Annotated in this window: 22 protein-coding genes and 1 tRNA gene; 12 read left to right on the top strand and 11 right to left on the bottom strand. The window is 49.4% G+C overall.

The genetic code is table 11. The annotated features are described in order from the left end of the window. Window position 1: 1 nt before the first annotated feature. From B2310_RS00640 to B2310_RS00630, 3 genes are read left to right on the top strand one after another with little or no spacing between them, the layout of a single operon-like run. A complete protein-coding gene (locus tag B2310_RS00640) occupies window positions 2-3,241 on the top strand; it encodes an SbcC/MukB-like Walker B domain-containing protein (RefSeq protein WP_290727932.1) in 3,240 nt (1,079 codons plus the stop codon). Then, on the top strand, window positions 3,238-4,476 hold the full coding sequence (locus tag B2310_RS00635) for a Wadjet anti-phage system protein JetD domain-containing protein (RefSeq protein ID WP_290727930.1): 1,239 nt from the start codon (window positions 3,238-3,240) through the stop codon (window positions 4,474-4,476). Before B2310_RS00640 ends, B2310_RS00635 begins: the two co-directional genes overlap by 4 nt. A 15-nt stretch (window positions 4,477-4,491) precedes the next feature. After that, on the top strand, window positions 4,492-5,076 hold the full coding sequence (locus B2310_RS00630; protein WP_290727928.1) for a hypothetical protein: 585 nt from the start codon (window positions 4,492-4,494) through the stop codon (window positions 5,074-5,076). Between the two features lie 159 nt (window positions 5,077-5,235). Here the strand turns inward: B2310_RS00630 and B2310_RS00625 are convergent, their stop codons facing one another. The 5 genes from B2310_RS00625 to B2310_RS00605 form a co-directional block, all read right to left on the bottom strand. After that, window positions 5,236-6,078 (bottom strand): metallophosphoesterase, encoded by an 843-nt coding sequence (locus B2310_RS00625; RefSeq protein WP_290727926.1) that lies wholly within the window; start codon window positions 6,076-6,078, stop codon window positions 5,236-5,238. Window positions 6,079-6,166: 88 nt separating this feature from the next. Continuing rightward, a complete protein-coding gene (locus B2310_RS00620) occupies window positions 6,167-6,922 on the bottom strand; it encodes a geranylgeranylglyceryl/heptaprenylglyceryl phosphate synthase (RefSeq protein WP_173382160.1) in 756 nt (251 codons plus the stop codon). Window positions 6,923-6,982: 60 nt separating this feature from the next. Next, window positions 6,983-9,151: a glycoside hydrolase family 9 protein gene (locus B2310_RS00615; protein WP_290727924.1), complete on the bottom strand. Its 2,169-nt coding sequence runs from the start codon at window positions 9,149-9,151 to the stop codon at window positions 6,983-6,985. 165 nt (window positions 9,152-9,316) lie between these two features. Then, on the bottom strand, window positions 9,317-10,804 hold the full coding sequence (locus tag B2310_RS00610) for an FISUMP domain-containing protein (protein WP_290727922.1): 1,488 nt from the start codon (window positions 10,802-10,804) through the stop codon (window positions 9,317-9,319). Between the two features lie 179 nt (window positions 10,805-10,983). Further along, entirely contained in the window at window positions 10,984-11,817 is an 834-nt protein-coding gene (locus B2310_RS00605; protein WP_290727920.1) for a TIGR02147 family protein, read from the bottom strand. A 244-nt stretch (window positions 11,818-12,061) separates the two neighbouring features. Here B2310_RS00605 and B2310_RS00600 point away from each other — a divergent pair, with 244 nt between their 5' ends. Beyond that, complete coding sequence (locus tag B2310_RS00600; protein ID WP_290727918.1) at window positions 12,062-13,081, top strand: GSCFA domain-containing protein; 1,020 nt, start codon at window positions 12,062-12,064, stop codon at window positions 13,079-13,081. A gap of 130 nt (window positions 13,082-13,211) precedes the next feature. Continuing rightward, window positions 13,212-13,829 (top strand): hypothetical protein, encoded by a 618-nt coding sequence (locus tag B2310_RS00595; protein WP_290727916.1) that lies wholly within the window; start codon window positions 13,212-13,214, stop codon window positions 13,827-13,829. A 56-nt stretch (window positions 13,830-13,885) separates the two neighbouring features. Here B2310_RS00595 and rplT read toward each other — a convergent pair whose 3' ends face one another. From rplT to infC, 3 genes are read right to left on the bottom strand one after another with little or no spacing between them, the layout of a single operon-like run. Then, window positions 13,886-14,236, bottom strand: coding sequence for a 50S ribosomal protein L20 (rplT, locus tag B2310_RS00590; protein WP_173365268.1), 351 nt, complete (start codon window positions 14,234-14,236; stop codon window positions 13,886-13,888). Between the two features lie 11 nt (window positions 14,237-14,247). Beyond that, entirely contained in the window at window positions 14,248-14,445 is a 198-nt protein-coding gene (gene rpmI, locus B2310_RS00585; RefSeq protein WP_072812865.1) for a 50S ribosomal protein L35, read from the bottom strand. A gap of 17 nt (window positions 14,446-14,462) precedes the next feature. Continuing rightward, window positions 14,463-15,086 carry a translation initiation factor IF-3 gene (infC, locus tag B2310_RS00580; protein ID WP_290725086.1) on the bottom strand — a complete coding sequence of 208 codons (624 nt, stop codon included), beginning with the start codon at window positions 15,084-15,086 and terminating at the stop codon, window positions 14,463-14,465. A 122-nt stretch (window positions 15,087-15,208) separates the two neighbouring features. Here infC and B2310_RS00575 point away from each other — a divergent pair. From B2310_RS00575 to B2310_RS00560, 4 genes are all read left to right on the top strand, one after another. Further along, window positions 15,209-15,280 (top strand) — tRNA-Gly (locus B2310_RS00575). 182 nt (window positions 15,281-15,462) lie between these two features. Continuing rightward, entirely contained in the window at window positions 15,463-16,353 is an 891-nt protein-coding gene (locus tag B2310_RS00570; RefSeq protein WP_290727914.1) for a TIGR02147 family protein, read from the top strand. Beyond that, window positions 16,346-18,319 (top strand): FISUMP domain-containing protein, encoded by a 1,974-nt coding sequence (locus B2310_RS00565; RefSeq protein ID WP_290727912.1) that lies wholly within the window; start codon window positions 16,346-16,348, stop codon window positions 18,317-18,319. The genes B2310_RS00570 and B2310_RS00565 overlap by 8 nt, the downstream gene beginning before the upstream one ends. 55 nt (window positions 18,320-18,374) lie before the next feature. Continuing rightward, window positions 18,375-19,535: a class I SAM-dependent RNA methyltransferase gene (locus B2310_RS00560; RefSeq protein ID WP_290727910.1), complete on the top strand. Its 1,161-nt coding sequence runs from the start codon at window positions 18,375-18,377 to the stop codon at window positions 19,533-19,535. Window positions 19,536-20,081: 546 nt separating this feature from the next. Here the strand turns inward: B2310_RS00560 and B2310_RS00555 are convergent. Continuing rightward, a complete protein-coding gene (locus B2310_RS00555) occupies window positions 20,082-20,603 on the bottom strand; it encodes a topoisomerase DNA-binding C4 zinc finger domain-containing protein (protein ID WP_290727908.1) in 522 nt (173 codons plus the stop codon). A 5-nt stretch (window positions 20,604-20,608) separates the two neighbouring features. Further along, window positions 20,609-21,001 carry a nuclease-related domain-containing protein gene (locus B2310_RS00550; protein WP_290727906.1) on the bottom strand — a complete coding sequence of 131 codons (393 nt, stop codon included), beginning with the start codon at window positions 20,999-21,001 and terminating at the stop codon, window positions 20,609-20,611. Window positions 21,002-21,198: 197 nt separating this feature from the next. On the opposite strand from B2310_RS00550, the gene B2310_RS00545 reads away from it, so the two are divergent. From B2310_RS00545 to B2310_RS00535, 3 genes are all read left to right on the top strand, one after another. After that, window positions 21,199-21,471 carry a type II toxin-antitoxin system RelB/DinJ family antitoxin gene (locus tag B2310_RS00545; protein WP_290725075.1) on the top strand — a complete coding sequence of 91 codons (273 nt, stop codon included), beginning with the start codon at window positions 21,199-21,201 and terminating at the stop codon, window positions 21,469-21,471. Window positions 21,472-21,556: 85 nt separating this feature from the next. Then, window positions 21,557-22,741, top strand: a complete 1,185-nt coding sequence (locus B2310_RS00540) for an MFS transporter (protein WP_290725073.1) — start codon at window positions 21,557-21,559, stop codon at window positions 22,739-22,741. Window positions 22,742-22,743: 2 nt separating this feature from the next. Further along, window positions 22,744-23,358, top strand: a complete 615-nt coding sequence (locus B2310_RS00535; RefSeq protein WP_173381245.1) for an NUDIX hydrolase — start codon at window positions 22,744-22,746, stop codon at window positions 23,356-23,358. Here B2310_RS00535 and B2310_RS00530 read toward each other — a convergent pair. Further along, window positions 23,347-25,800 carry an InlB B-repeat-containing protein gene (locus B2310_RS00530; RefSeq protein WP_290727903.1) on the bottom strand — a complete coding sequence of 818 codons (2,454 nt, stop codon included), beginning with the start codon at window positions 25,798-25,800 and terminating at the stop codon, window positions 23,347-23,349. The two genes, B2310_RS00535 and B2310_RS00530, sit on opposite strands and share 12 nt — an antisense overlap. Window positions 25,801-25,825 lie beyond the last annotated feature (25 nt).

Raw genomic sequence — 25,825 nt, 5'->3', positions numbered from 1 at the left:
AATGGAATACCGTAAAACCGCAAAGAAACTTCTGTTGATAAACTGGTCTTGCTTCCAAAATGTTTGTATTGAATTGGGAAGTTCTACTTTATTTACGGGAGTCAATGGTACTGGGAAAACTACAATACTTGATGCGATGTCTTATTTGCTGTTTGCTAATACGCAATTTAACCGTGCTGCAGATGACAAGGAAAGAACGGTAAATGCGTATATTCATGGCGACCGCAAGACAAATGGTTCTGATCGATACCTTCGAAAAGATGCGGTTGTCAGTTATATTGTAATGGAATTTAATTCCCCTACAGAAGGCGATTTTGTTGTTGGCGTGAACATTGAATCTCGTTCCGCGCAGGATTCTGCCGAATCTAAATGGTTTATCTTCCAGAATGCAAAGATTGATGATTTTAATTTCAGGTCTATTGAAAATGGAAAGTTAAGTGTTGCCAGCGGAAGAAATCTCACTAGAAAGGGTGTTCCTGTAAAAGCTTCAGAAATGCTGGGACGTGATAAAGCAAAACCTCAGATTGTAAGAGCTTTGGGGCTTCGTGTTGGTGATAGCGACTTTAAAAAATATGTTGAAAAAATCTTAAAGATGATGGCCTTTAAGCCTGAAAAGAATGTGGAAAAATTTGTGAAGGATTCCGTACTTGTACAGAATGATGTAAATTCTTTGCAATCTTTGAGAGAACAAAAAAATCATTATAACGAAGCTCTTCTGATGCTTGAAAATAACCAAAAGCGTAAGGAACTTTTGGAAAGAATTGAAGCAGCAACATCTGCCTACGAAAAACAACTGAAATACATGAAAATTCGTAAGATGATGTATTCCTATCAGTTCCTTCAAAAAGACAAGCAGGATTTGGAACAACGTATGATTCGTTCCGAAACGCTTAAACTTGAAAAGAGAAACTTAGAAAAAAAACAAGAAAAGGTCAAACCAGAATTAGAAGCGGCTCGTGACAATTTTACAAAAGTTAAGGAATCCAACAGGACGCTTAGTGATTCGCTAAAAGATAAAAATGAAGAATTGAATAAGTGTAACGATGAAATCAAAAAATGCGAAACTTCTATTGGAAAATTAAAAGAACTTCAGATTGCCATAACGCAATTAATTCTTCAAACAGAAGACGAGATTCAGATTTCAAACGAGTCTCAAAAAGTACTTAAAAATCTAGCCGAAAAGGGCGTAGCTCCTTCTGAAAAGCAGAGCCGTTTTATTGAATTCGGAAATCAAATCAAAATAGTTCGCACGCGATATGCCGCAGATAAAGTTCGTTTAGAAGACAAACGAGACAAATGCAGAGAAAATCTTGCGGATATCGAAAGTGATATTAAGAAATTATCAGCAAAGAAAATCATATTTCCACATGATGCAGAAAACGCCAAACACATCATTCAGGCGGAGTTTGAAAATCGCTCCATAAACGCTGATGTTCGTTTTTTTGCAGAACTAGTGGAAGAAATCAAGGACGAAAGTTGGCGTAAGGCCATAGAAACTTTCCTTGGGCGTAAACGTTTTTATTTAATTGTTGACGATGAATATTGCGGATTGGCCTTAAGGATTTTGAAAGAAAAGAATCCTATCAATGCTAACGTAGTTTTGTCGGATAAAATCCCAGAAAGTGAGATTGAAAAAAATTCTGCAGCTGAAATTCTCGAAATAAAAAATAAGGCTGCACGAAAATATGCGAATTATTTGCTGAATGGGATATATCTTTGTAATAGTATCGAGGAACTTCATGAGCATCCTAAAGGCGGTTTGATGGTGGATGGCATGTTGACCAAAAGCTATGCGGCGACAATGATGAAAGTTAGTGATGTTGTGCCTTACTTGGGTAAAAATGCAATTGAAATGCAGCTTGCGTTGAAACAGCAAAATTGGAAACAAACTGAAAAAGAACTGCAAAAATTTATCGATCACATAAATGTGTTGGGAGATTTGCTACAATTGTGTGACAACATTGAATGGGCCCCCGAAGAATACGATTTTGAAGCTATTGAAAAAATACAACAACAAAAGGAATTACTCGGAAAGATAACCAATGAAATTGATATTTTGAAGAATAGCCCTGAAATGCTTCGTGCCATTCAAGAAATTGAAATGGCGGAGGAAAAAGTCAAAACCCTCGAACAAACTTTTTCTCGGATTGACAGAGAATTGGGAAAGAACGAAACCGCTCAAGAAACAAATAATTCGTCGATTCAAAATCTGAATCAAAGCATAGAAAGTCGAACGGATGAGTATAACGGATTAGTGCATGCGAATTTTGAACTTGAGCAGGAAATGCTTGATTTGTATAATCAGTTAACGAAACAGCAAAATAATGCACTCGTTATTGCAGAAAAGACGGTAAAAAATGCCGGTTTTGAATTGAATGATAAAGAAAAGTTTTTAGAGAATATCCAGCTTGAATACAATAAGTTAGTTGGAAAGGATCTGAATGAACGTGGCGTTGCCTTTATCTCGTTTTATCGAGAAGAATATCTTGACATTGCTAATGCAAAACTTGATGAGGCAAAGAATAAACTGGACGAAGCGTCTAAAAAGCTTCGCATTGCTTTTCTCCACGATTTTATCGCAGAATTAAAAGAAAATATTGAAAAAGCCAAAGAAGAAATCGATATCATCAATAGGGAATTGAAAAAAATTCCTTTTGGTATTGACTATTACCAATTCAAAATGGAAGAACGGCCTGATCGAAAGATTTTCTTTGATATTTGCAACAATCTTGAAAGCTATATCAACATTGATATTTTCAACCCACAAAAGGTTTCTCAAGAAAAGTTCCATGCGGATGTGCAGAAATTTCTAGATGATATTCTGCAACAGGGTTCCGACGAAATGGAATATTCTGACTATAGAAATTATTTTGTTTACGATATGAGTATTCGTCGTAAAACTGGTGAAGAAATGAATCTTTCCCAAAAACAGGGCTCTGCAAGTGGAGGTGAAAAGCAAACTCCTTATTTCATCATTCTTGCCGCCAGTTTGATGCAATTCTATCCAAAGGATAAAAATTGCGCTCGATTGGCTTTTATAGACGAAGCGTTCTCCGCATTGTCTAAGGAACGTATTGAACAAATGGTCCGATTCCTAGAGGAAAATCACTTCCAGGTATTCTATGCCGCTCCACCTGAAAAAATAGATAGCATTGGCAGCCATATTGATAATACGGTTGCTCTGTATTCTGATGGAAAATATACCATTGCTGAAGAAGGGCTGAAAAAGGCTGTAGTATGAATTTAAATAGTCGCCAAAAACTGATTCTTGAAAAGCTTTTGCATAAGTATGAGTCTAGCAAAACCTATAAAGGCGAAAATTCTGTTCGTCAGACGTTTTCCATATTGCCGACAGATGTTTATCCCAAATATAACGATGATTTTGAAGATGTAAATTTAATAGAGGATTTTGAAAAAGAATTAAAGAATCTTGAATCTGAAAACCTGATTTCTACAGAAAGCAGGGACCGGCATATTGTAAAAATTATAGCCAATACGACCGATGATTATTGGCCAAAAGTGCGCAATATTCTGGGTGTAAAAGAAAGAAAACTTCAACAACAAGAAGAGCTTAATTTTTTCAGAAGTTTTCTCTCAAAGAATTCTGTTATTGTCGATTTCTGCAAAACGCAAATCAGTCGTATCGAGGCGGATAAAAAGGCCGCATACCCTTTGGAAGAATCGGCTAATATCATAAATTTGCTTGATTACATCCTTTCGGATCATCCAGAAATTCTAGAACGCGAACTTTCCATTGAAGTTCTTCACGATTCAAAATTGTGGGAAAAATCATATCGAACAAAAGTCTGCAAAATTCTCTATGAAAGCAGAAGATTTAATGAAACTGTTGATGGTTTAGAGGATGCGAAGGAAATTTATAACACAATTTTGGAAATCATAAATGTTTATAAAAATCCTTCTTACATCTATTTCAAAGGAAGTGCGAAAATAAAATTTGCTGACGGTCGAATATTAGATGTGATGCAAAATAAGGCTTTGGCTTTGCCTTCAACAGAAGTTTGCGATATTGAAAAAATTGAAATTTTCAACAAATCAGTGATGACTGTCGAAAACTTGACTTCTTTTAATCGAGTATGTGGAACAGAAGTATTCTTCTTGTATTTGAGTGGTTATCATAATAGTGTCAAACAGATATTATTGAAGAAAATATTTGATCAAAATCAACGCAAAAATGTTTCATATTACCATTTTGGGGATATTGATCCTGATGGGTTTTATATTCTTGAAAATCTTAGGAAAAAGACGGGAATAGATTTTAAGCCCTATTGTATGGATGTTGAGAATTTGGAAAAATATCGGAATTACGCCAAGCCTTTTGAATCAAATGACTTCAAAAAGGCGGAGTCTTTAATTGCACTTGAAAAATATGTTGATATTGCAACATATATGCTAAACAATAAGGTCAAGCTAGAACAGGAAATTATCAGTTGGATGAATCCTGAAGTGCTCATTTAATAAATCGTTGGTAATATGCCTAAAAATTCTTCAAAAACAAATACTCCCACGCAATCTCAAATTTTTGAATTGTTGGGTAGAACGCTTTATGTGTGCAACATCATTGAGGTTAGACTCCGTTGGATGCATAAACGTATCGGTGGTTTTTGGGCAGGCAAAACGCTTGAAGAACTTTTAGGTAAAATAAAGAAAGTTTCTGAACAACCACAGAAAGGGGATAAGGCTCCCCTTGGCCCTATTGGTCTGGAAATGCTTGATGCAATTTATACGCCTCGCTGCAACAAAGATATAGAAAATGCAGAGGAAAAGAATCTGTTCGCATTGAAACTTGACTATAAAATTCAGTCAAAAGGGCGCTACCGTCGAGCAAAGACTAAATTTAATAAGTTTATCGAGACTCGTAATTATCTCGTTCACTGTTTTGCAAAAGATTACGACTTGAGTAACGAAGAATCGTGCAAAAAAGCCTATGATAATTTAACAGCAAAATGCAATGTTATCAAAGATGCGCTGTTTTTCTTTAGCGAAGACTATGAGGTAATGCAAAAAACTTTGCAGAAGTTTCAAGAACAACTAAAAGAGCGAATTATATCGGGTTAAGGAAAACCCATAAAAGATTCATTTTTCCAGAAAAATTTCAACGAAATACGGAAAATGTTTAGATATTCCGAATTTCTTTGAAAAATTATCAAGAAAACGACTACAATTTTGAATATTTGTAGTTGTTTTGTACAGGTTTGAAAATCTATTTTCCATATTTCACTCCACATCCACCAAGAAATCTTCCCGTTTTAGCCCATATTCCGCATAAGGATTCTCGTCGGGATAACCCACAGGATTGCATAGCAACAGGTGTTTTTTGCCGAACTTGTCGGTGTATTCGCGCTTGATGGCGGTGTGCGTGTGGCCTGCCTGCCAAATACTCCCGTCATCCAGGTTCTCGAGATAATCCGCCCCGTGGAAATAAAAAAAGTTCGAGCAGGGGTCTTGCCGGTACCGTTCCGCCATTTCGAATTCCAGCGGCAGAAAGTGCGACATCATGATTTTCGGGCGTTGTGCAGTAAGTTCACGAAATACGATGTCATAATGTCGCCAGAGTTTGTCGGCGTTGTTCTGCATATATTTCCAGTGACGAGCGTCGAACCAGCGCGTTGCCCACAGGATTTTGTTCGCCATCTCGGATGCGGCAGGCGAATGCTTGTACTTGAAATCGCACATGCCCATGCAGCCCGCAACGCCTTCTGCGATGCGGTTTTCAAGCAACTGAATGTTCGGGATTTTTCCAGCCTCGGCAAGGAAGTACTTTATTTTACTTTCGGATGTAGCAAATTCCTTGTCCGCTCCGAAGCGCCCCAGATGCTCAGTGATAATGTCGTGGTTTCCGAAGCACACATAAACCGCGCTGTACTTTTCAGCAATGAACTTCAGGAACTCCACATAAGTAAAGTAGTCGTTCGCGATATCGCCCGCGATGCAGCAGGCGTCTGCCGGCAAGAAGCGGCGTTCAAAGTAGTCTTCGAAATGTTTGCGTAGTATGGCGACAATACGGGTTACCGGCGCATAGAAATCGACATGCAAGTCGCTGACAAAGTAGTAGGTCATGCGACAAATCTATATCCGCGGGATTTACGCGTCAAGATGGATGATTTGCGCGTCGATTTTGCGACGAATTTCAGGTATTGCGAAGTTTTTAGCCCTTCACGTGAATCGCCGAGGCGAATTCTTTCAACAACTTCGGGTCTTCGACCTTTTCCCACAGCGTGCCGGTCACAATGATATTCGCGCCTGCGGCCACGCGAACTGCCGCAGTCTGCGGGTCCTTGATTCCACCGCCGGTAATGATGGTCATCTCGGTCGCCTTGCGGGTGTAGGCGATGTGTTCCACGGGTACGGGCTCCTCGGCGCCGCTGCCCGCTTCCAGGTACACGTAGCGCATGCCCATGAGTTCTGCCGCGATGGAGTTCACCATGCTGAGCTTGGGCTTGTTCGCGGGCACAGGCATGGTCCCGCTGATGTATTCCACGGTGGTACGCTTGCCGCTGTTGATGAGCTGGTATGCCGTCGGGATGGCTTCCATGTTGAGTGCACGCACGAGCGCGCCACCGCGCACCTGCTCGTCAATCAGGTAGTTCGGGTTACGACCGCTCACGAGGGTCATGAAGAGCATCGCGTCGAAACCGGGAACCACCTGCGAAGCGCCACCCGGGAAAAGAACCACGGGCAGGTCCACGTTGGCCTTGAGGGCCGCCACCTGCTTAGGGAGCGTGAAGTTACCCAGATAAGAACCGCCCACCAGGAGCAGGTCGGCACCGTTCTCCGCGGCCATCGCGCCCGCCTTCACGAACGCGGCCTCGTCGGATGTATCGGGGTCGAGCAGTACGGCAAAAAGCGCACCGCGTTTCTCGATTTCAGCGTTCAGGCGAAGTTCGGTCTTACCAGGTTTCATAATCAATTCCTTCGTTCACAAGCGGAACATGTCCCATAAAGATACAATATTTCGGCGCGGCTACCGCCTGAGTACCAGGCGAGTCACCGTTTTTGCGCCCGAAACCGCCCTCACGGCATACACTCCCGGCTTCAGCGTGGAAATATCCAGCGAAACGCGGCGGGCATTCCCATTCCAGCGCAGGGTTTCGCGGTTGTTCACGTCGAACAGGCGGATTTCGCGAATGTCGCCCGAGCTCACGACCTCAAGGCTATTGCCCGCGAGCACTACATTCAGGCTCAGTGCCGGCGCGGAGACAGGCTTCACGGCATCCGTCGAGTCGCTTCCGAACTTTTCTCCGATATCCACGCCCTTCTGCTTCACGAATCGCGAGATGAGCCGGATATACGCCGTCTGGTACCCGAGAGAGGGTTCCGTGAGTTCCCAGGAATCGATGGGCCAGCCCTCGTTGATGTTCGCATACATCTTCGCGTGCGGCTCCCCGACCGGGAGCGAGACCGCATAGCACAGCGCATTGTTGCTCGCGCTCCCGCAGCCCTTAGCGCTATTGTCGGCATCGTATTGCTTGCAGCAGTCTGCCCACGCATAGCGGGAGTTCGCGCCACCCGTCACGTAGCCCGGAGCGGGATTATCACCTGTAAACCATCCGTGATAGAACTTCGTGACGCTCTTGCTTGCGCCGTAGCCACCCATATTCGAGAGGTAGACCACACCGAACGGATTCACGCCATGCAGGTAGTGCAGGTATTCTTCCGCGGCATCGCGCCATGTGAGCGCCTCTGCAGAAGTCGCGCCTTCGTAGGCCGCCATCTTGCCGAACAAAAGCCCGCTCGAAGCCTTCGCCGAATTGGAGCCCCAGTTGTAGTCGCGGATATAGGAACGATACCCGTCGTGCTCCAGGCCCGCCGCGATATATTTACTTTGTCCAAAAATCGAGACGAAGCGCTCCTGCACGATTCCCTTCACGTCGGCATCCGCATCCTTGTAGCCCAGGTACTGCAGGTAGAGCAGGTCGTGCGCAACGCGGTACTGGTCAAGTGCCCAACTGCCGTACTGCCGCATCAGGGGTAAACTATCGGGAGTCGCCTCGAAACGCCCGAGGTATTTCGCATCGCCGGTGAGTTCGTACATCGCGAAGTCCGAAGCCACCTTCACCGCGAAGCGTGCACCCGTCGTGTAGCTGGTATCGATTTCCTGCTGGCCCGCCGCAAGGTCCTTGGTGCCGTATTCCGCCTTGTTGTTGTAGAACATGGAATCGGGGTGAGCCTCGGCCCACTTGTAGGCACGCTGGGCGGCATCCTTGAGCGTCGCCGCGTATTCGGTGTTCCCGCGCTTTTGTGCAACTATGGAACCGAGCGCGAACGCCTTCGCCGCAGAATAGGCGGACATCGCGTTGGGGGCGCCGTAGTAACTGCGGCCCGTCGCCGCCGAAGGGGGCGATACGTGGTCCTCGTCAACCACCGAGAGCACCGAGCCATCAGCATTCTGCATGCGGAGCAGGTGATCCATACCCCATTTCACCTCGTCGAGAATATCGGGAATCCCGTTACCCGATTCGGGAATATTGTAATCGTCGGTAAATGCACGGGGCACGTCCATGTAGGCGCGCAGGAGCGTCTCGATGTAGTTGCCGTTCCAGATGGTGTACTTGTTGAAGTCGCCCGCATCGAACCACCCGCCGCTCACGTCACGTTCCGTCGCGGCATTCGTGCTGTCGGTGAACAGGCGGGCGGCCTTGTCCTGTGCGTGGTTCACGGCATCGGCCCAGTCCTTGCCCGCATACTTTTCCTCTTTCGCCATGCCTACGCGCTGGTAGAACATCATGCGCATTGCCGCCTTCAAGATATCGTTGTACACGTCGTCCCGGATGCGGAAGTAAAAAGACTGCTTCAGGTTATCCGCCTTGTCACGGATAAAGTAAGTACCCGGCGTATTGAGCTGCGAGAAGTCGAACCACCAGATTTTATCGCCCGACGCAGTATCGATTGCACCTTCCTGGAAGGCGACCGGAGCGTCGGAGAAAACGACCTGTGCAGTTGCGCTGTCCACGACTTCCATCACATCGCCCGGAGTGTACGAGAGCGAAGCGTCATACCCCACCTCGGGGCTACGCAATACGGCGACCTTCTTTGCATCGGGGCGGTACCCGAACTGGTCGACGGTAATGAACACGTCCTGTGCGAAGGCGGCAGGCACGAGGAATGCAACTAGTAGAAATAATGGGAACATCTTATTCAATATAGTATAGGGCAGGCCCGATTGCGACCCCATTTTTATTCCAACTTGGAACGCATTTCGCCCCAAAACGACACCCGCGCGTGATATATAACACAAAAAGGCGGGCTTTCGCCTGCCTTCCTGTTCTCCTCCCCTTTCCTCCTAACAAGAGAGTGCCTAGTCCTTCACGCAACGGACTCGGAACGAACGATCCGGAGAATTCGACATGATATTCCAGCCGCCTACTCCGAAGCTTATCAAGGTCGCCCATTTTTCATCCTTTTCATATTCCCATTCCCTATAGTAATCGTCATAGCGAGAATCAAGCCTGACCACATATTCTCTTTTTTCTCCAGAATAGGTTCCCTCGAATCCGGCCCTCGCCAAATAGTCGTCACCCCACATATAGTCCCTGTCTTCTTCACCCAATTTTTCGTTTATCCATTCCAACAGATTGCTCCATTCATCACCCCACGGGAGATGCCACCCCTCCGGACATATTCCCCGATACTGGGATGTCCCCGTCGCGGCCATGACAGAATCTATCGCCTGGCCAAGCCGTTTATAGTCTATGGCGTAGTCGCTTATACCAACCGCATCGCAATAGGCATGATTGTCATACGTTTCTCTGCATTCTTCGGGCGTAAGCATCACAACAGAATCCGGCAAGTCAAACGCCTGGGCCAAGGCGTAGAGCCCGTCAGTAGAATTGAAGACAAGATCTTCCGCCAGCCAAGTCTGGTCTTCATACTTGAGGCTATAGGTAACAGTCTTGTACGTCCGCCCGTCACGAGCATCCGTCATCACGTCAAAGGCCGCATTCACAGCGTTCGATTGCATAAAAATTTTCTTGTATGTCCATCTGCCAGAACCACAGGAAATATTCATATCGGCATCGTTGACTGTCACCCGCTCCATAAAGCCTTCGCGTTCTTCGGTACATTCACCCAGTTCATAAAGGCCAGCCATAAATTCACCCAGGAGAGCCCCCTCGCTATCGCTCGTTCGGCCATACTTACTCCAGTTGTAAATCTCGTTCGCGAAAAAGTCGCGCACCGAATCGACCTGGGAGAGCGTCCCCGTCGCCGCAAAGGCATTTGCCATTTCGGACGGGGGCGCAACGCAGTTCCAATCCCACATAAAGTCACTCAGGAAATTCATGGCGATCAGACTATTCCGACTTTCGACATAATCACTCTTGTCGAACACAAACGGTTCTCCATACATGCCGAGCGTCTCAAGGATTTCGCCATCTGCCTGCTGTTTCGCAGTTTCAAATGTCTTACCCTGATTTACCAGGTTCCGTATGCGCGATGATTCTAGATAAGTCATCACGTTGATGTCGATATTTTTCGCTTTCCGCAAGTCCACAATTACGCTATACGTAACCGTGTAGCGCTCGCCGAGCGAATCATATTCTGCAAACGACCAGTTTCCATCCCATTGCCACCATTCGCTTTCCACATACGGGGCAAGCTCAAGCATCACATACGGACTACGCAGCGCGACGCTGTCAAAACTGAATTCTCCCGACGAGTTCATACAGAGAGTGTAATAGAACGTGCCCGTCGTATCCAGGGTCACCGAATCCAGTTCAGACAACCTAATGACAGCGCCATCTTCGGCGCCACTAGTCCATTCGAGCAAATCCGTATTTTCAGGCATCTGCGCAAGACGCGCCGCACGGCCAGACACCGACCCTCGAAAGCATAGATTCCCGTCTCTTCGGCAGAACCACCCGCCGTCGGCTTGTCGCCGGAGCATGCCGCGAACATCAAGGCGAGCGGCATCGCCACGCTGCAGACAAACTTTCTGCTCATTTTTACGTAATTCATGGTATCCTCCTAACCTTTTTTATTTAAACCTTTATTCGTCATCGGGAAGAACTGGATGTTCATACGATAGACTTCATCCGTTTCGTCATCCCGCGTAGCAATCGCGACAACCCTCTTGCGGAATTCCGCGATTTCCTTGACAATTTCTTCGTAGGCGCCGCGCGTGACACCGAGCGTGAGGCCCGAAAAGTTCCGATTGTCCTGAGACACGCCCTCGATGGCCTCGAGAGCGATTTCACCCATCTGGCGGTGCAGTCCACGCACGGCAACCGGAATCGCATTCATCGGGCCCGTCGTCACGGACTTCTCGGTTTGCAGGTAATTTCCGTCTTCGTCTTTCCGGAGCAGATCCGCGCTCACGAGGAACTTGAGAGTCTCGCTCACCTCGGCGGCACTTACCTTCGGGCGGCATGCATGCGCAAGTGCCAAGGGCTTGGCCCCCGGCATGGCGGGAGCAAGTTCGCGGATGACCGGATTCTTCCAGTCACTGAAGAAGCGGAAGGAATCCCCCTCCAAAATTTTCGCCTTGTGGGCATCGGCAATCGCGAGCATCCTGTTGAACGCGGCCTTTTTCTCGGCGTCATTCTTCGCATGGTCGAACTTGACCATCTCGCAAAAATATCCCTGTTCGAAATCCGCAAGCTTCATCGCCTGTGCAACGCGAACTGCTGCCTCGTCACTCAAGTTGTAGCGTCCCTCGCTTACGTATTTCAGGTAGACCGGCGAAGAGAACCCCGCCGCATTCGCGAACTCCGGCCAGGTGAACGCGGATTTTGCCTTTCTGTCGGCGTAATAGTCCGCAATATACAGGCGGTAGTCCGTGTATTCAAGTATATCCTTCATGTATTCCTCCTAACTGGCAGCAATCGCTCCGTTTTCAGCCGCAATTGCCGTCATAATCCAAATATACACTCCATTTCTAAAAAAGTCAATAGTTTTACAATATTTTTTTGCATTTTTACGCAAAAATTAAGCAAATTTTTAAAATCAAACAAAAATATGCATTTTTACACAATATATTTCATTTTATATTCGCGATCTATTCCGGGTCACCGGGCATCCCGCGACTAATGACTATATTATCACCATGGACTTCTTCACCAAAGTAGACACCCCCGCAGCAAGCTTCAACATCGACTACACGAGCCACTTGGCTTTTTTCGGGTCGTGCTTCGCAGACAAAATATCGGCACAGTTTGCGGCACGCAAGTTTGACGTATTCGCGAACCCGTTCGGGACAGTCTACAACCCGGCATCCATCGAGCGGCAAATCAAGGCCATCGCCGAAGGAAAAGTTTTCGGAGAAGGGGATGTTTTCCAGGACACCCGTAGCGACAAGCTTTGGCACAGCTGGGATGCGCACGGTTCGCTCTCGGGCGCGACACGCGAAGAATGCATCGCGAAGATGAACGAGGCCGCAACCCGCACGCGCGAGTTTCTGCAAAAGGCCGATGTCGTATTTATCACGCTCGGCACCGCGCTCGTGTACTTCCTCAAGGACGCCCTCTCAGGTAGCGGGAACATCCGCGGCTGCGCAGTCTCAAACTGCCACCGGCAGGACCCGCGCATCTTCGAACACAGGATGATTACGGTAGAAGAAGCGGCAGAATCGATTCGCGGGATTGTCGTGAGTTTACGCACGATTGCGGGGCGCAACCCGCATATCGTATTAACCGTATCGCCGCTCAGGCACACGGGCGACGGCGCGCACGGCAACACCCTTTCGAAGGCGACGCTGCAACTCGCGGTAGAAAAGGCAATAGCCGGCATGCAGGCGTCCGCGAATTCAGTCAGTTACTTCCCGAGTTACGAAATCGTGATGGACGAACTGCGCGACTACCGCTTTTATGCCGATGACATGATCCACCTGTCCAAAGCCGCAGAAGAATATATCTTCGAACGCATGGCAGAAACCTACTGCAGCGAAAGGACCCGAGCAGACATCGCCCGCGTCGAAAAATTCATGAAGATGGCAAACCACCGCATCATGAACGCGGATTCCGACATCGCAACGGAATTCGCGAAAAAGCGCATGGCACAGGCCAGGGAACTGGAAATTCAGATTCCGGGATTAGATTTGGGCCAGGACATCCAGACACGGCATTAAAAACAGATGTCAAGATTCTTACAAACAAATACCTTTTTGTTATAGCCTCCAAAAGAATTGACACCGGAATTTACCTTTATCTATATTTGCGACCAAATTAACAATTTGGCGTTATGGAATGCAAGCTTTTTTGGCTACGAACGAAATCATATGGAATCTTTTTTCGGCGGCGCTCGTCGGAGCGGTGGCAGGAGGAATTGTCGCCGGGCTATTGATTTGGCGCATGAGGAAAAAGCTGGCAAAAGACCAGCAAAGCCACGACCAGCAAAGGGACAAGCTCCTAAAGGAATTCGAGCAGGACTGCAACAAGCGACAATCCGCATGGATATTGTTTCAAGAACTGGAAGCGTTCGCAGGCTGCATCCTGGAAGCAGACCAATACGCCTCGTCAATCCTCGCCGTGCAGCTGAAAACGGAAAACGCCCAAAGTTCCGTGCTCTTTTTCGGGAACCTGATAGACAAGATAGAGATTCTCTGGCAACGGAGCAGTCGCCTGCTAAGCAACAGCGCAGCCGTTAGGATACGAAACATCGCCACGCTGATGAACCAATATAAGCAAACCGCCACGCGCTGTTACCAGATTGTCGCCTCCGCCCACCCGCAATTCGCCGGCCCAGCCGCGGCGCAGGCCATCGTCATCGAAAGGCTCGAAAAAAAGTGCGCCCTGCTGCAACAACAGTGGAACGCGGAATGGACCCAGCTGAAAAACCAGATGAAGCTCCTGCAAAGGGAAATGTTCCGGCACTAAAAAAACGCCCCGCTCGGTTAGGAGCAGGGCGAATTTCTCGCGTAAAGATGCAGCTATTAGGCAGCCTTCACGACTTCCACGACCTTGGCGAAAGCTTCAGGATCGGCGACGGCCATGTCAGCGAGGACCTTGCGGTTCAGCTGGATGCCCGACTTGGAAAGCTTGAAGATAAACTGGCTGTAGCTGATGCCATGTTCGCGGACTGCTGCGTTCAAGCGAGTGATCCACAGAGAGCGGAAGTCACCCTTCTTGTCACGGCGGTGGGCGTAGGCATACTGACCGGCGTGGGCTACGGCGTCAATGGCAAGGCGAAGGTTCGACTTGCGACGGCCATAGAAACCCTTGGCGGCCTTGAGGATGTTTTTGCGGCGTTCGCGGGAAGGAACTCTGGTTTTAGCGCGTGGCATTCTTACTCTCCTTATGCTACTACAAGCAGACGCTTGACGTGATAGGTATCGACCTTCTTGACGAGTGCACCCTTACGAAGGTTGCGCTTACGCTTAGTGGTCATCTTGGCTTGAATGTGGCGCATACCAGCGCGCTTGAACTTGACGTGGCCGGAACCCGTCACGCGGAAGCGCTTCTTAGCACCGCTGTGTGTTTTCATCTTAGGCATTTTTACCTCTTCGGTTATTAAGTTGAAGCCTCACCTGCTGCCTTTGGCTCGGTTGCGGGCTTTGGCGCCTGGTCCTGCTTTTTGGCAGAACCCGCACCACGTTTAGGACCGTAGATAGAAAGCATTGTGTTGCCTTCCACCCTGGAGTCCATTTCCAAATCGCCGAATGGAGCCAGGTCTTCCTTGGCGCGTTCCATCAGGCGCTTGCCGTAGTCCATGTGCGCCATCTCGCGCCCACGGAACTGCATGATAAGCTTGACCTTCATACCGTCCTGCAAGAACTCGGCCGCCTGCTTGATCCTGTACTGGTAGTCGTTCTCGGCAGTCTTCGGGTGCATCTTGATTTCTTTCAGCTTCACCACGTGCTGCTTGGCCTTAGCGGCCTTGGCCTTCTTGACCTGCTCGAACTTGTACTTGCCGTAGTTGATGATGCGGCATACGGGCGGTTTTGCATTCGGAGACACTTCCACCAGGTCCAGTCCGGCGTCCTTTGCCATCTGCAATGCCTTGCTCGTCTCGATAATAATGGCCTCGCCATCTTCCTTCACAAGACGAATCGGGGAGATATGGATATCTTCGTTGGTACGGGTCCCATCGCTGGGACGGTTGGGCATGCGGCGATCGCGCGGATTAGGGAACAAGTATACTCCTTGGGTATGATTGTTAATGTGGGCGAAAATTTAGCAAGTTTTATGTAAATTTCAAATATCTTTCGACAAAACCCTTTAAAAAATGCCCGATTTTTGTATAATTGGACTTGCTCGCGGCGGTAGCTCAATGGTAGAGCCTTAGCCTTCCAAGCTAATGGTTGCCGGTTCGATCCCGGTCCGCCGCTCTTAGACCCCTCGTTCGAGGGGTCTTTTTTTGTTTCCAAAGCCAGCCTTCGCAGCGATATATATTCCAATTTAATAGAAATTTTTATCAAAATATGGACAATATTGTGATTTTCTAAAAATTTTAAAGTTTTTTATATTCTAACTATTGCAAAATAACTTTTCACAGTGTATATTTGAAACCATGAGACCCGTCATCGAGTACATCAGTTACCGGGAATGCATCCGAGATTTCTACGAAGAGCAGAAGGCCCGCAAGGCCCTCTCGTGGGCCTCCTTTGCCGAGAGCGCCGGCATCAAGTCCCCCGTATTCTTGCAATACGTCTGCGAAGGCAAGAAAAACCTGGGCGAACGCACGGCTCCGCAGGTGGCACAAGCCATGGGGCTCGCCGGATTCGAATCCACGTTCTTCTGTAAGCTGGTGGCCCTGGATAACGCGAAAAGTGAAAGCGACAAGAAAGAAATTCTCGAGAGCATCGCCGAACTGGCGCGCGTCCACAAGGTAAAGCCGATTACCGCGGAGGAATACCAGTTTTTCAAGTCCTGGAAGAACTCGCTTATCCGCGAACTTGCGCCCTGCATGGACGGCGCGAACCCGAAGGAGATTTCGAAGGCCACCCGCTACCGCGTAAAAACTGGCGAAGTCCGCGAGATTCTGGAATTCCTGCAGGAGGCGGGCTACCTCACCCAGGACGCGCAAGGGAACTACCGGCAGGTCGACCGTTCGCTCCGCATGGGAAAGGCAGACGGCAACAGCGCGCGCAAGACCGTGCAGAAGGCAATCGCGCACGACCTGCAGGTGCAAATGGCGGAACTCGCCACAGACGCACTCAAGAACGACCCCGCACAGGGCCGCAACATCACGGGCCTCACGCTGGGCATCACCCGCGAGGCGTACGACCAGATTGTAGAGGAGCTGGCCGAGTGCCGCAGACGCATCGTGGCAATCGCTACCGAGAGCGCAAGGACCGAAGAAGTTTACCGCCTGAACATGCAGCTGTTCCCGCTAAGCGACATGCACAAAGAAGGTTTTATACAGGATCCACCCTCCAGCAAGGGAGTAAAAGATGAATAGACTCTGCACAATTCTCGCCACGGCATTCCTACCCGCATACTTCCTTGCTGCCTGTAGCAACGCCGAAAAATCGGCCGGCGGTTCCGTCGAGGACCAGGAAGTCATCGCCATCACCGACAAGACTATCTCGGGCGTAACGCAAAAGGGGCCGTTCCTGCACGGCTCCAGCATCACGATACAGGAGCTCGACGAAAAGACTCTTTCCCAGACAGGCAACAGCTACGAGGGCAAGACAAAGAACGACAAGGGCGAATTCTCGGTAAAGGTCGCGAAGCAGGCATCCCCATTTGCGCTCCTGAAGGCAAACGGGTTCTACCGGAACGAAGTCTCCGGCAAAAAATCGCAATCGCCGATTACCCTTTACGCCATTATAGATCTGAGTAAACGCGAGGTGGCGAACGTAAACCTGCTTACGCACCTGGAATACGAGCGCTCCGTCTACCTGGCAGCGACCGATTCCATGGATGTCGCCACCGCAAAGGAACGGGCAGAGCGGGAAGTACTGGCATCGTTCGGAATCGAGGGTGAATTCGCCAACTCCGAAGACCTGAACATTTTCGGGGAGAGCGACGGCAGCGCCGCGCTCCTCGCAATTAGCGTGCTGATGCAGGGAGACCTTGATGAAGCCGACTTCAGCGAGCGCCTGGCCAACTACGCATCTGACATTGAAGAAGACGGCTCCTGGAATGACAGCGCGGCTGCAACCGTCATTGCGGACTGGGCCTTCGAAACAAACAAGAACGACAGCCTCAAGGCCATCGGCAAAAACATCGCCGGTTGGGAAATATCGGCCGACATCCCCGCATTCGAAAAGTACGTAAACAACTTCTGGTACAATAACTTTAGGCTCGGCAGCTGCAACGCAAAGCGTGAAGGCGAAGTACAGAAAAACGCAAACAAGAAGAGCAAAAACGCCGCCGTATACTTTATATGCAGAAGTGGCGTATGGAACATAGCGAACGACTTCGAGAAGGATACCTACGGCTGGAAGGATACTACCGATGGGGCGATAAAGAAGGGTGATATCACCGACAGCCTCTATATTTTTGACGAGACCATTTGGCGCCCGCTCTCGCCCACCGAAAAGGAATTGGGCCGATGCGTCAAGGCTCTCGAAGATACCGTCCGGGTAATCAACATTCTCGAGGATTCCTCCCAGATAGATTTCCACGACAATATACGCAATTACGACCGCTATTTTATCTGCAGGTCAGGCAAATGGAAGACGCCAAAGGATTTGGTCGGATCCATGACCGACCCTCGGGACGGGCATGTTTACAGAACCATCGAAATAAACTCGCAGATATGGATGGCCGAGAACCTTGCCTACAAAGATTCCGTAAGCTATCCGAGCATGAGGGGCAAATTTGGGTGCAGAAGTGATTACGCGTTCGGCTGCTTTTACAAATGGACTGCAGCGATCGATTCCGTAAAATTCGCAACCGATGTGGATAACCCGTTGGACTGTGGCGAAAACAACAGTTGCAGGGGTAAGTTACCTGACGTGGTGCAGGGGATTTGTCCTGATGGATGGCACGTGCCCAACGAAGAAGAATTTGTTTCCCTAATCAAATCACTCATAACACCAGACCTTTACGCGGAATTCCAGATAATCCGGCGGGAAGACATCGCCAAAGCGTATCCACAAGATACCACTGACTGCGATGTCGATGTTCGATGCCAAAATGCAATAGGTGACTTTTATGACGCGGTTTTCAGAGATTTAGTGAGTTTTTGGAGCAGCACTGAAGAGTCCATCAAATCAGCATTAACGGGCGATACTCTCTATTACGCCGTGGAAGCCTATCCGATATCATGGGCCTGTCGATCCAAGCTAGAGGAGCCCAAACAAGAGGTGCAAGAGGAGCAGCAAGCCGAGTACAGGAAATGTCTCCATAAATATTTTATCCATGGTAATAGTAAGAATACCGGGCGCCCCGTCCGTTGCCGAAAAGACGATGATTAGGGATTCTATTTTTTCTAAATTTGCCCCTGTAAAAACGGCCGACATGGAGGCAATCATGTTTTTCGAACAAGCCATCGCACACCAGATTCCGGGCTACACCAAGGAGGCCGACTCCCTCCACGGCGAATCGCTCGCCATGCTTGACTACAGGGACGAGCTGAAGGTCAAGAACGACGCCATCCAGGAATTCTGGGACGTGAACCGCCTTGCCGGCAACCCGCAGAAGATAATTGCAAGCCCCATGCCCCGCGGGTACCGCACCACGAGCAAGCGCCGCGTGTACATGCAGCCGGGCAATCTGCAGTTTGACCGCCAGGAATCCATGCTCGAGCCCGAGGAACACAACAAGATTTACGACTTCCTGTTCGAGAAGCTGATTACGCCCGCGTACAAGCCGCTCGCCTACGCGCTCAACTGGATAATTATCCGCGGCACGTACCAGTACCGCGTGGTGATTTTCAACATCAAGAAGATTGACGCGAGCATCGTGCGCAAGCTCAAGCTGATTGCCGACGCACTGCAAAAATCGCCCTTCCACGTGACCGCGGCGCATGCCTACGTGGACACGACCGAATCGGATTACTACCTCGAAGCCAAGCGCCCCACCGAAGGCCTGAACTTCAAGCAACTCTACGGCCCGCGCGAACTTAGCCTGAATCTCGGGCACTTTAGCCTGCGTTACCCCGTCACGGGATTCAGCCAAATTAACGAAAGCCAGATTCACAACCTCATCAAGGCGGCGAGCCGCATGCTCAGCCTCGGCAAGGAAGACCACTTCCTGGATTTGTACTGCGGTTACGGCCTGTTCAGTTTTGCGCTCGGCGAAGCCGCCAAGGACGTTCTGGGCGTGGAATGGGAAGGCCCGTCCATCGACTGCGCGAAGGCTTCCGCAAAGCACCTGAAGAAAAACTACCGCTTTATCGCGGGCAAGATCGACGAGATGTTCGTGCAGACGCGACTGCCGCGGCCGATCGTGAACGAACCGGAAAAAATCCTGCTGGACCCGCCGCGCAAGGGCTGCGAACCGGGCGTGATTCACGCACTCGCGATGAGAAAGCCAATCCGCGTATGCCACGTGTTCTGCGGCACCGACGAAATTCCCGCCTCGCTCAAGGAATGGGAACGCTACGGCTACCGCGTGCGCGAAGTGCAGCCGCTCGACCTGTTCCCCGGCACCCCGCACCTCGAAACCATCGTGATGCTGGAGAGAAAGTGACGCAAAGCGTCATCCTGAGGCGTGGAACGCCGAATCAATCGCCTATAGCGGGCTTTCGGCAATATTTTGTTCCTAAATTACATACCAAACAGGCCTTTCCACCTCTTTTAGTATGTAATTGAGCAAAATGCTTTTTGGGCCTTACATACTAGAAAGCCTTTGGGGGACATTTGGTATGTAAACCTGCCACTAAAAAAGCCCTACCAAGGCAGATTTCGCACTCCAAGGCATACAACTAGGCCGTTTCCCCGCTTTCCAATCCGATTTACGTCCCGTTATTACATACCAAAATGCAATTTTCCACATTCTGGTATGTAACAGAGAGAAACGCATTTTGCCGTTTACATACCGGCAGCTTATTTTGGCCGCTCTTAGTATATAATCAAGCAAAGGAATCAAGAAAAAAAACTAATTAATCCTTTTGGGATTCTAGGCAAGTACCCATTGACCGCCCTTGTCGGAGCCAATATGTACGAGAACACCGCACCTCGAAACCATCGTGATGCTGGAGAGGAAATAGCTCGAAGCGTCATCCTGAGGAGTGAATCACGCTTTTTCAATAAACCTGCATTTTGGATAACCGCTGCATCCCCAGAATTGGTTGCCAGCGTTCTCCCCTTTTTTAGCAATCCGCAAAACCAAGGCTTTTCCACAACGAGGACAAGTCTTTGACGTCCCATCTTTTTCGGCAGATTCAGTTTTCTTTTCTAGAACGCGCTTTGCCTCTTGAGTTTTGCATTCAGCAAGCATCTCTTCGTACTTTTTCGAATAATCCGATTTATTGGGAAGGCTCTTGTCAAGGAAATACTGAATCGTTTCACGCATATCAGCATCAGTCCAACAAACATCCTTCGAAGCGTCATCTTTCGCTTTGATAAAAGCTACTAGCTGATCGGCACGAATAACCCTGCTCTTAATTTCTTTGGGCGCGTTCTTATTGTTCAACACCGTCTTAGGATTCGCAAGGACAACAATTGACTGATAATTTTCTGCAAAAGTATTATCAAATATTTTTTCAGATAAGCCCAAAAAACTACCAGTTTTCACCTCTCGACGGACTTCTTTCAAAACATTCAAGTGGCGCTGATTTTGCGTAATTGGCGAATAAAATTGCCTTTTGCATCAATTTCAATATTTCCAAATAGATTCTTACATTCTATAACATAGAGATGCCGTCTTGTAATCAGCAAAAAATCAATCTGCGCCGACAAATCACCCTTTTCAAGATAGATATCGTGAAGAACATACATGTCTATTCCACTGTTCTTCAACTCAAAAGCAATCTGCTTTTCACCAAGCAAACCAGCTTCGGCATATTTTATTTGTTCTTCAATTTTTTCTTTAATACCACCGGTAGCATTCGCCAGTAACGAATTCATTTTCACAATGAAATTTTCAGCGTCACTAGATTCTTTTAAGAATACCGGTCCAATACGCTTATTTAAGAACGAATCTAAAAGTCCCATAAAATACCTCTAATCTGAATATAACCTTTTCCTCAAAAAAATACTCAAGCCTATTGACAAATCCCACTCCTAAAATTATATTATAATGCACAAATGTGTAGCATAAAAGACTTCAGAAAGCACAACTCTGATAGCATTCGCAAGAATACACAATCATTCACTTGCTTTTGCAATCAAAATGAGGTATATTTATGTTCATGAGCACCATAGCTAAAAATTTCCGCATCGACTCCGAGCTGAGCAGCCAGGCCAACAAGCTCCTTGAGGGGCTGGGGCTTTCTATGTCTCAGGCGATTTCTATGTTCCTGCGGCAGGTGGTGCTACAGCAAGGCCTCCCCTTTGAAGTGAAATACCCGAAACGTTCCGGCGAACTCCTAGACACAATCGAAGAAGCAAAGCGACTAGAAGCAGACCCGAAGACCAAGCGCTATACGGATATGAACGAGATGTGGGCGGACCTTGACAAATGATTTACGAAATAATCCGGACCAGCCGTTTTTAAGAAAGATTTTATTCGGGAAGTAATTTCTATCTTTGGCCTCCGGGATATTTGATATGACGGATGCAACCCAAAAGCCAGCACTCTGGACACGCAACTTCGTGACGGTCGCCGCCGCGAACTTCTTGCTGTTCTTCAGCTTTTACCAGCTGTTGCCGATTCTGCCGCTCTACATTATCGAGAAGTTCCAAACCGACAACGCAACTGCAGGGTTCATCATCTCGCTCTACACCATCGGAGCACTCGCCTGCAGGCCCTTCGCGGGTTTCCTCGTGGATACGCTTTCCCGCAAGCCGCTTTACTTCTGGACGTTCTTCGCGTTCACCGCATGTTTCTTGGGCTACAAGACGGTGGCCTTTTTGCCGATTCTTGCCGCAGTGCGCTTTGCCCACGGTCTCTTCTTCGGGATTTCGAGTACCGCGAGCAACACGGTGGCCATCGACGCGCTCCCCGCAAGCCGCCGCGGGGAAGGCATCGGTTATTTCGGGATTAGCGTGAATCTCGCGTTCGCGACCGGCCCGATGACGGGCATGTTCCTGTACGAGGCCTTCGGCGACACCATCGTGTTTATCATTTCCATCGCGCTCTGCATCATCGGGCTCGTTCTCGTGCAGACCTTGAACGTTCCCCGCAAGGAGAAAAAGCCGCACGCACCGCTTTCGCTCGACCGGTTCTTCCTCACGCGCGCCATCCCGCAGTTCGTGAACTTCATCTTCGTGGGGTTCGCCTACGGGCCCGTCACGAACTACATCGCACTCTACGCGAAGGAACTGGGTATCGGAGGTTCCGGTTGGTTCTATGCGCTCATCGCGGCAGGGCTCATCTTGAACCGCGTAATGACCGGGCGCCTGATTGACCGCGGCTACCTGATTCACCTGGTAGGCACCGGCATGACGCTCAATATCGTCGCCTACTTTTTGCTCGCCTTCAGCCACTCGCCTGTCACCTTCTTCGCATCGGCATTCCTCATCGGTACAAGCCTCGGGCTAATTTTCCCCGGCTACCAGACGATGTGCGTGAACCTCGCCCGCCACGACCAGCGCGGTACCGCGAACAGCACGTACCTGAGCGGCTGGGACATCGGTATCGGGGCGGGCATTTTAGCGGGCGGCTCCATGGCGGGGCATTTCGGCATGCACCAGCAGGTATTTTTCACCTGCGCCGTCGCACTTGTAATCGCCGACATATTATATTTCACGTGGACCGCAAGGCACTACCTGAAGAACAAGCTGGAAGGATAGCGATGAACCCCTGGAAACTGCTCAAGACGGAATACCTGGTAGACGCCCCCTGGCTCAAGGTCGCGAAGGAAACCTGCGAACTCCCGAACGGCAAGGTCATCGACGACTTCTACACGCTATGGCAACCCGACTGGGTGCTGATTCTCGCGCGTACCGCAGAAGGCAAGTGGGTCATGACAGAACAGTACCGCCACGGCACCGGAAAAATCGCGCTCGAATTCCCCGCGGGCATCATCGACAAGGGCGAAACGCCGGAACAGGCCGCGCTCCGCGAACTGCAGGAAGAATGCGGGTACTGCATAGATCCTCGCCTGCTCCCCAAAGAGGATAACTCTACTATGGCAACAAGTTGCCAAGTATCGTATAGCGAGGATGACGAAGGCAAGGCAATCCGCTACCTCGGCAAGTTCCCGGTGAATCCGGACAGGCACCGCGGCGTATTTCACGTGGTATTCATTGACGGCGTCGTCAAGAGCGGCAGCACGCATTTCGACAGCACCGAGGACATCGAGTCTCTCGAACTCTCCGACGAGGATCTGCAAAAGAAAATGGCGGATGGCACATTCAACCATCCGCTACAGATTGCAGGGTATTTCAAATTCAAGCTAGCGCACTAGCACGCGACGGCTTTCGCTACCCACGCGAACCAGGTACATTCCCGGCACAAACGTCCCCATGCTGAACGAGCCCGCACTTGCCGTAGCCTTCGCCACGACATGCCCGCGCATATCGAACACGGCGACAGGCGTACCGGAGCGCACGCCGGAAAGTTCAAGAGTCCTTCCGTTCGCCACGACACCGAAGCGTGCGGCCGCCTTCGCTACGACAGGAATAGCAGTCGGGTCCTTTACCCAGTGCGGGAAAAGGGCGACATCCGCATCGGCGGCATATTCGGCACCAAGGTCGTATTTCTTCTTGCCGCCATCCTTCGTGGACCAGCCGTCCTGCAGGTAGCCGTAGCGGGTAAACGAGGCTTCCTTGAGCTTGATCGTATCGCCGTAGGCCTTGACATCGGGCTCCACGATTTCCAGGGCAAATTCGCCAGCCATGTAGGTGACCGTAAACGTCTTGATTTCCCACTTTGCATACAACTTCACCTTTCCCGTGGAGCCTTCGGTAATCTGCGTCGCCGTATTCACAAAATCCGCATCGTAGTACCAGCCGTCAAAGTGGTAGCCCTTCTTGGTGGGCGGCTGCAACTTGATGGTCGGCGTTTCGACCGTATAAGAAACCGGGTTCGCCTCGTTGTTCGCGCCCTTGCCCATGATATAGACAATTTCATATTCAACGATGTCCCACTTGGCATATGCGACAACATTTTCTGCAATCGGCGTTTCGGAGTCGAATTCGGAACCTTCCGCAAATGTGGAATCGGTAAACCAGCCGACAAACTTGTAGCCATCCGCCTTCGGAGTCTCGGGCAGAGTCGTCGTTTCACCTTCCTGCACGTAATCGACAGTCACGCCGAATCCGCGCGTATCGTAGGTGACCGTGAATGTCGGAGCTTCCGTCCATACCGCATAAAGCGTCACGTTATCGGTTGCAGAGCCAAGCGTTTCGAGGGCAGCCTCGGCATCGGCTTCGAGAGCCCAGCCCGAGAAGTAGTACTTGACTTCTTCTTCGGAGGTGTAGGTCTGTGGGACATCGAAACCACTCACGTCTATGGCAGCGCCATCCGCGACAACCTTCGACTTTTCCGTAGATTCATCCGGGAAGGTCCCTCCGTTCGCATCGAACTTGACGGTAAACATTTTCTTCCACACGGCATAAACCGTTTTCGCCCTGTCGGCAGCGCCAAGGTCCTCGTCCGGAGTTTCAGCATCCTTGGCAAGAGCCCAGCCCGCAAATACGGTATCGCCGCGGGTCGGCGGGATAATTTCTGTGGCCGTAATCTTGTCGCCGACCTTCAAAAGCTTGCTTGTCTTGTCGCCATCGCGGAACACGCCGCCATTAGCATCGAACTTGACTTCGAACATGAGCGCACCGCTCTCGTTACGCGACACGCCGTTCACGACAATGTGGGTTTCGCCAACCGACCACACGCCATCCTTATCGCAGGCACCATCCTTAAGTTCGCCACCGTTCAACGCGCACGTAACCTTGCCGACATTCAGTTCTTCTTCACTCACCGTCGTGCCATCCACCTCGAGCGAATCCGTCTTGGCACCAATACCCTCCGAGACAACATCTCCATCGAAATAGGCAATCTCGACCTTAGCCGTTCCAATTTCAAAATTGCCCAGGATGCCTCCCCGCTTTCCGTCACCGTTATTTATGAGCGCGGCTCCATCGTACGCACTGTATTCGATACTTGTCGCCCCTCTGACAAACCCTACTATGCCTCCCACATATGTCGAATTCCCGCTAGCATACACAGAAACCGTACTCAAAGTATTTCTAATCGAGCCTCCTCGCGCTGTTCCTACAACACCACCAACGGCATTGCCAGCTCCACTTGTAAAGATCTTGCCCGAAACAAAGCATCCCTCGATGGAACCACCCGTCTGCCAGCCTACTATTCCTCCCACCGAAATCGGGTTTGCGACATCCAATATTTCGCCTGCATTGGTCGATGCCGTAATATACACGTTTTCCAGATTCAAATTTTTGACAACGCCACCTCCGCCTAGCACGGCAATAAACCCAGGATTTTGAGAGTTACAGTACGATTTCGAGGTATCGCAGTTCGGATTAGGGATTTCGCCTATTTTCGCCGCATCAATATAAAGATTGGATATCGTGAATCCGTCACCATCGAACACGCCGCCAAATTGCGTATCGCCCTTCCCTGCGGCAATCGGCATAAAGAGTTTTTCGGCCAGGTCAAGCGACTGGACCAATTTCGCGTTCAATGCAATAGTCCCCTTATTTTTGTTAACGGAATCAGCAAACCATGCAAGGTTCGCCTCGTTACCGATAAGGTAAAAAACCTTGCCGTCAATCTTCTGGATTTCCGGTTTTTCCATGGACTTGCCGTCCCATGCGGCAAACGACTGTCCCGCGCCCACCACCAAGGCGAGCGCAGCGACTAGGGCAAACTTCGTACGTATATTCTTCATATTGCCACCTTTTTTCGTGCTAAAA

This window comes from Fibrobacter sp. UBA3629 (assembly GCF_002374005.1).
In the GTDB taxonomy this organism is placed as follows: Bacteria; Fibrobacterota; Fibrobacteria; order Fibrobacterales; family Fibrobacteraceae; genus Fibrobacter.
The sequence above is the reverse complement of the archived record's forward strand: the minus strand, read 5'-3'. Positions and strand labels throughout refer to the sequence as shown.

Excerpts from the sequence above, each read along its gene's own strand:
- B2310_RS00640 (WP_290727932.1), top strand. The coding sequence starts at position 2 with ATGGAATACCGTAAAACCGCAAAGAAACTTCTGTTGATAAACTGGTCT.
- B2310_RS00545 (WP_290725075.1), top strand. The coding sequence starts at position 21,199 with ATGAGCACCATAGCTAAAAATTTCCGCATCGACTCCGAGCTGAGCAGC.
- rplT (WP_173365268.1), bottom strand. The coding sequence starts at position 14,236 with ATGCCACGCGCTAAAACCAGAGTTCCTTCCCGCGAACGCCGCAAAAAC.
- B2310_RS00635 (WP_290727930.1), top strand. The coding sequence starts at position 3,238 with ATGAATTTAAATAGTCGCCAAAAACTGATTCTTGAAAAGCTTTTGCAT.
- B2310_RS00600 (WP_290727918.1), top strand. The coding sequence starts at position 12,062 with ATGGACTTCTTCACCAAAGTAGACACCCCCGCAGCAAGCTTCAACATC.
- rpmI (WP_072812865.1), bottom strand. The coding sequence starts at position 14,445 with ATGCCTAAGATGAAAACACACAGCGGTGCTAAGAAGCGCTTCCGCGTG.
- B2310_RS00625 (WP_290727926.1), bottom strand. The coding sequence starts at position 6,078 with ATGACCTACTACTTTGTCAGCGACTTGCATGTCGATTTCTATGCGCCG.
- B2310_RS00550 (WP_290727906.1), bottom strand. The coding sequence starts at position 21,001 with ATGGGACTTTTAGATTCGTTCTTAAATAAGCGTATTGGACCGGTATTC.
- B2310_RS00570 (WP_290727914.1), top strand. The coding sequence starts at position 15,463 with ATGAGACCCGTCATCGAGTACATCAGTTACCGGGAATGCATCCGAGAT.
- B2310_RS00610 (WP_290727922.1), bottom strand. The coding sequence starts at position 10,804 with ATGCCTGAAAATACGGATTTGCTCGAATGGACTAGTGGCGCCGAAGAT.
- B2310_RS00535 (WP_173381245.1), top strand. The coding sequence starts at position 22,744 with ATGAACCCCTGGAAACTGCTCAAGACGGAATACCTGGTAGACGCCCCC.
- B2310_RS00560 (WP_290727910.1), top strand. The coding sequence starts at position 18,375 with ATGTTTTTCGAACAAGCCATCGCACACCAGATTCCGGGCTACACCAAG.
- B2310_RS00615 (WP_290727924.1), bottom strand. The coding sequence starts at position 9,151 with ATGTTCCCATTATTTCTACTAGTTGCATTCCTCGTGCCTGCCGCCTTC.
- B2310_RS00565 (WP_290727912.1), top strand. The coding sequence starts at position 16,346 with ATGAATAGACTCTGCACAATTCTCGCCACGGCATTCCTACCCGCATAC.
- B2310_RS00620 (WP_173382160.1), bottom strand. The coding sequence starts at position 6,922 with ATGAAACCTGGTAAGACCGAACTTCGCCTGAACGCTGAAATCGAGAAA.
- B2310_RS00630 (WP_290727928.1), top strand. The coding sequence starts at position 4,492 with ATGCCTAAAAATTCTTCAAAAACAAATACTCCCACGCAATCTCAAATT.
- B2310_RS00540 (WP_290725073.1), top strand. The coding sequence starts at position 21,557 with ATGACGGATGCAACCCAAAAGCCAGCACTCTGGACACGCAACTTCGTG.
- B2310_RS00530 (WP_290727903.1), bottom strand. The coding sequence starts at position 25,800 with ATGAAGAATATACGTACGAAGTTTGCCCTAGTCGCTGCGCTCGCCTTG.
- B2310_RS00605 (WP_290727920.1), bottom strand. The coding sequence starts at position 11,817 with ATGAAGGATATACTTGAATACACGGACTACCGCCTGTATATTGCGGAC.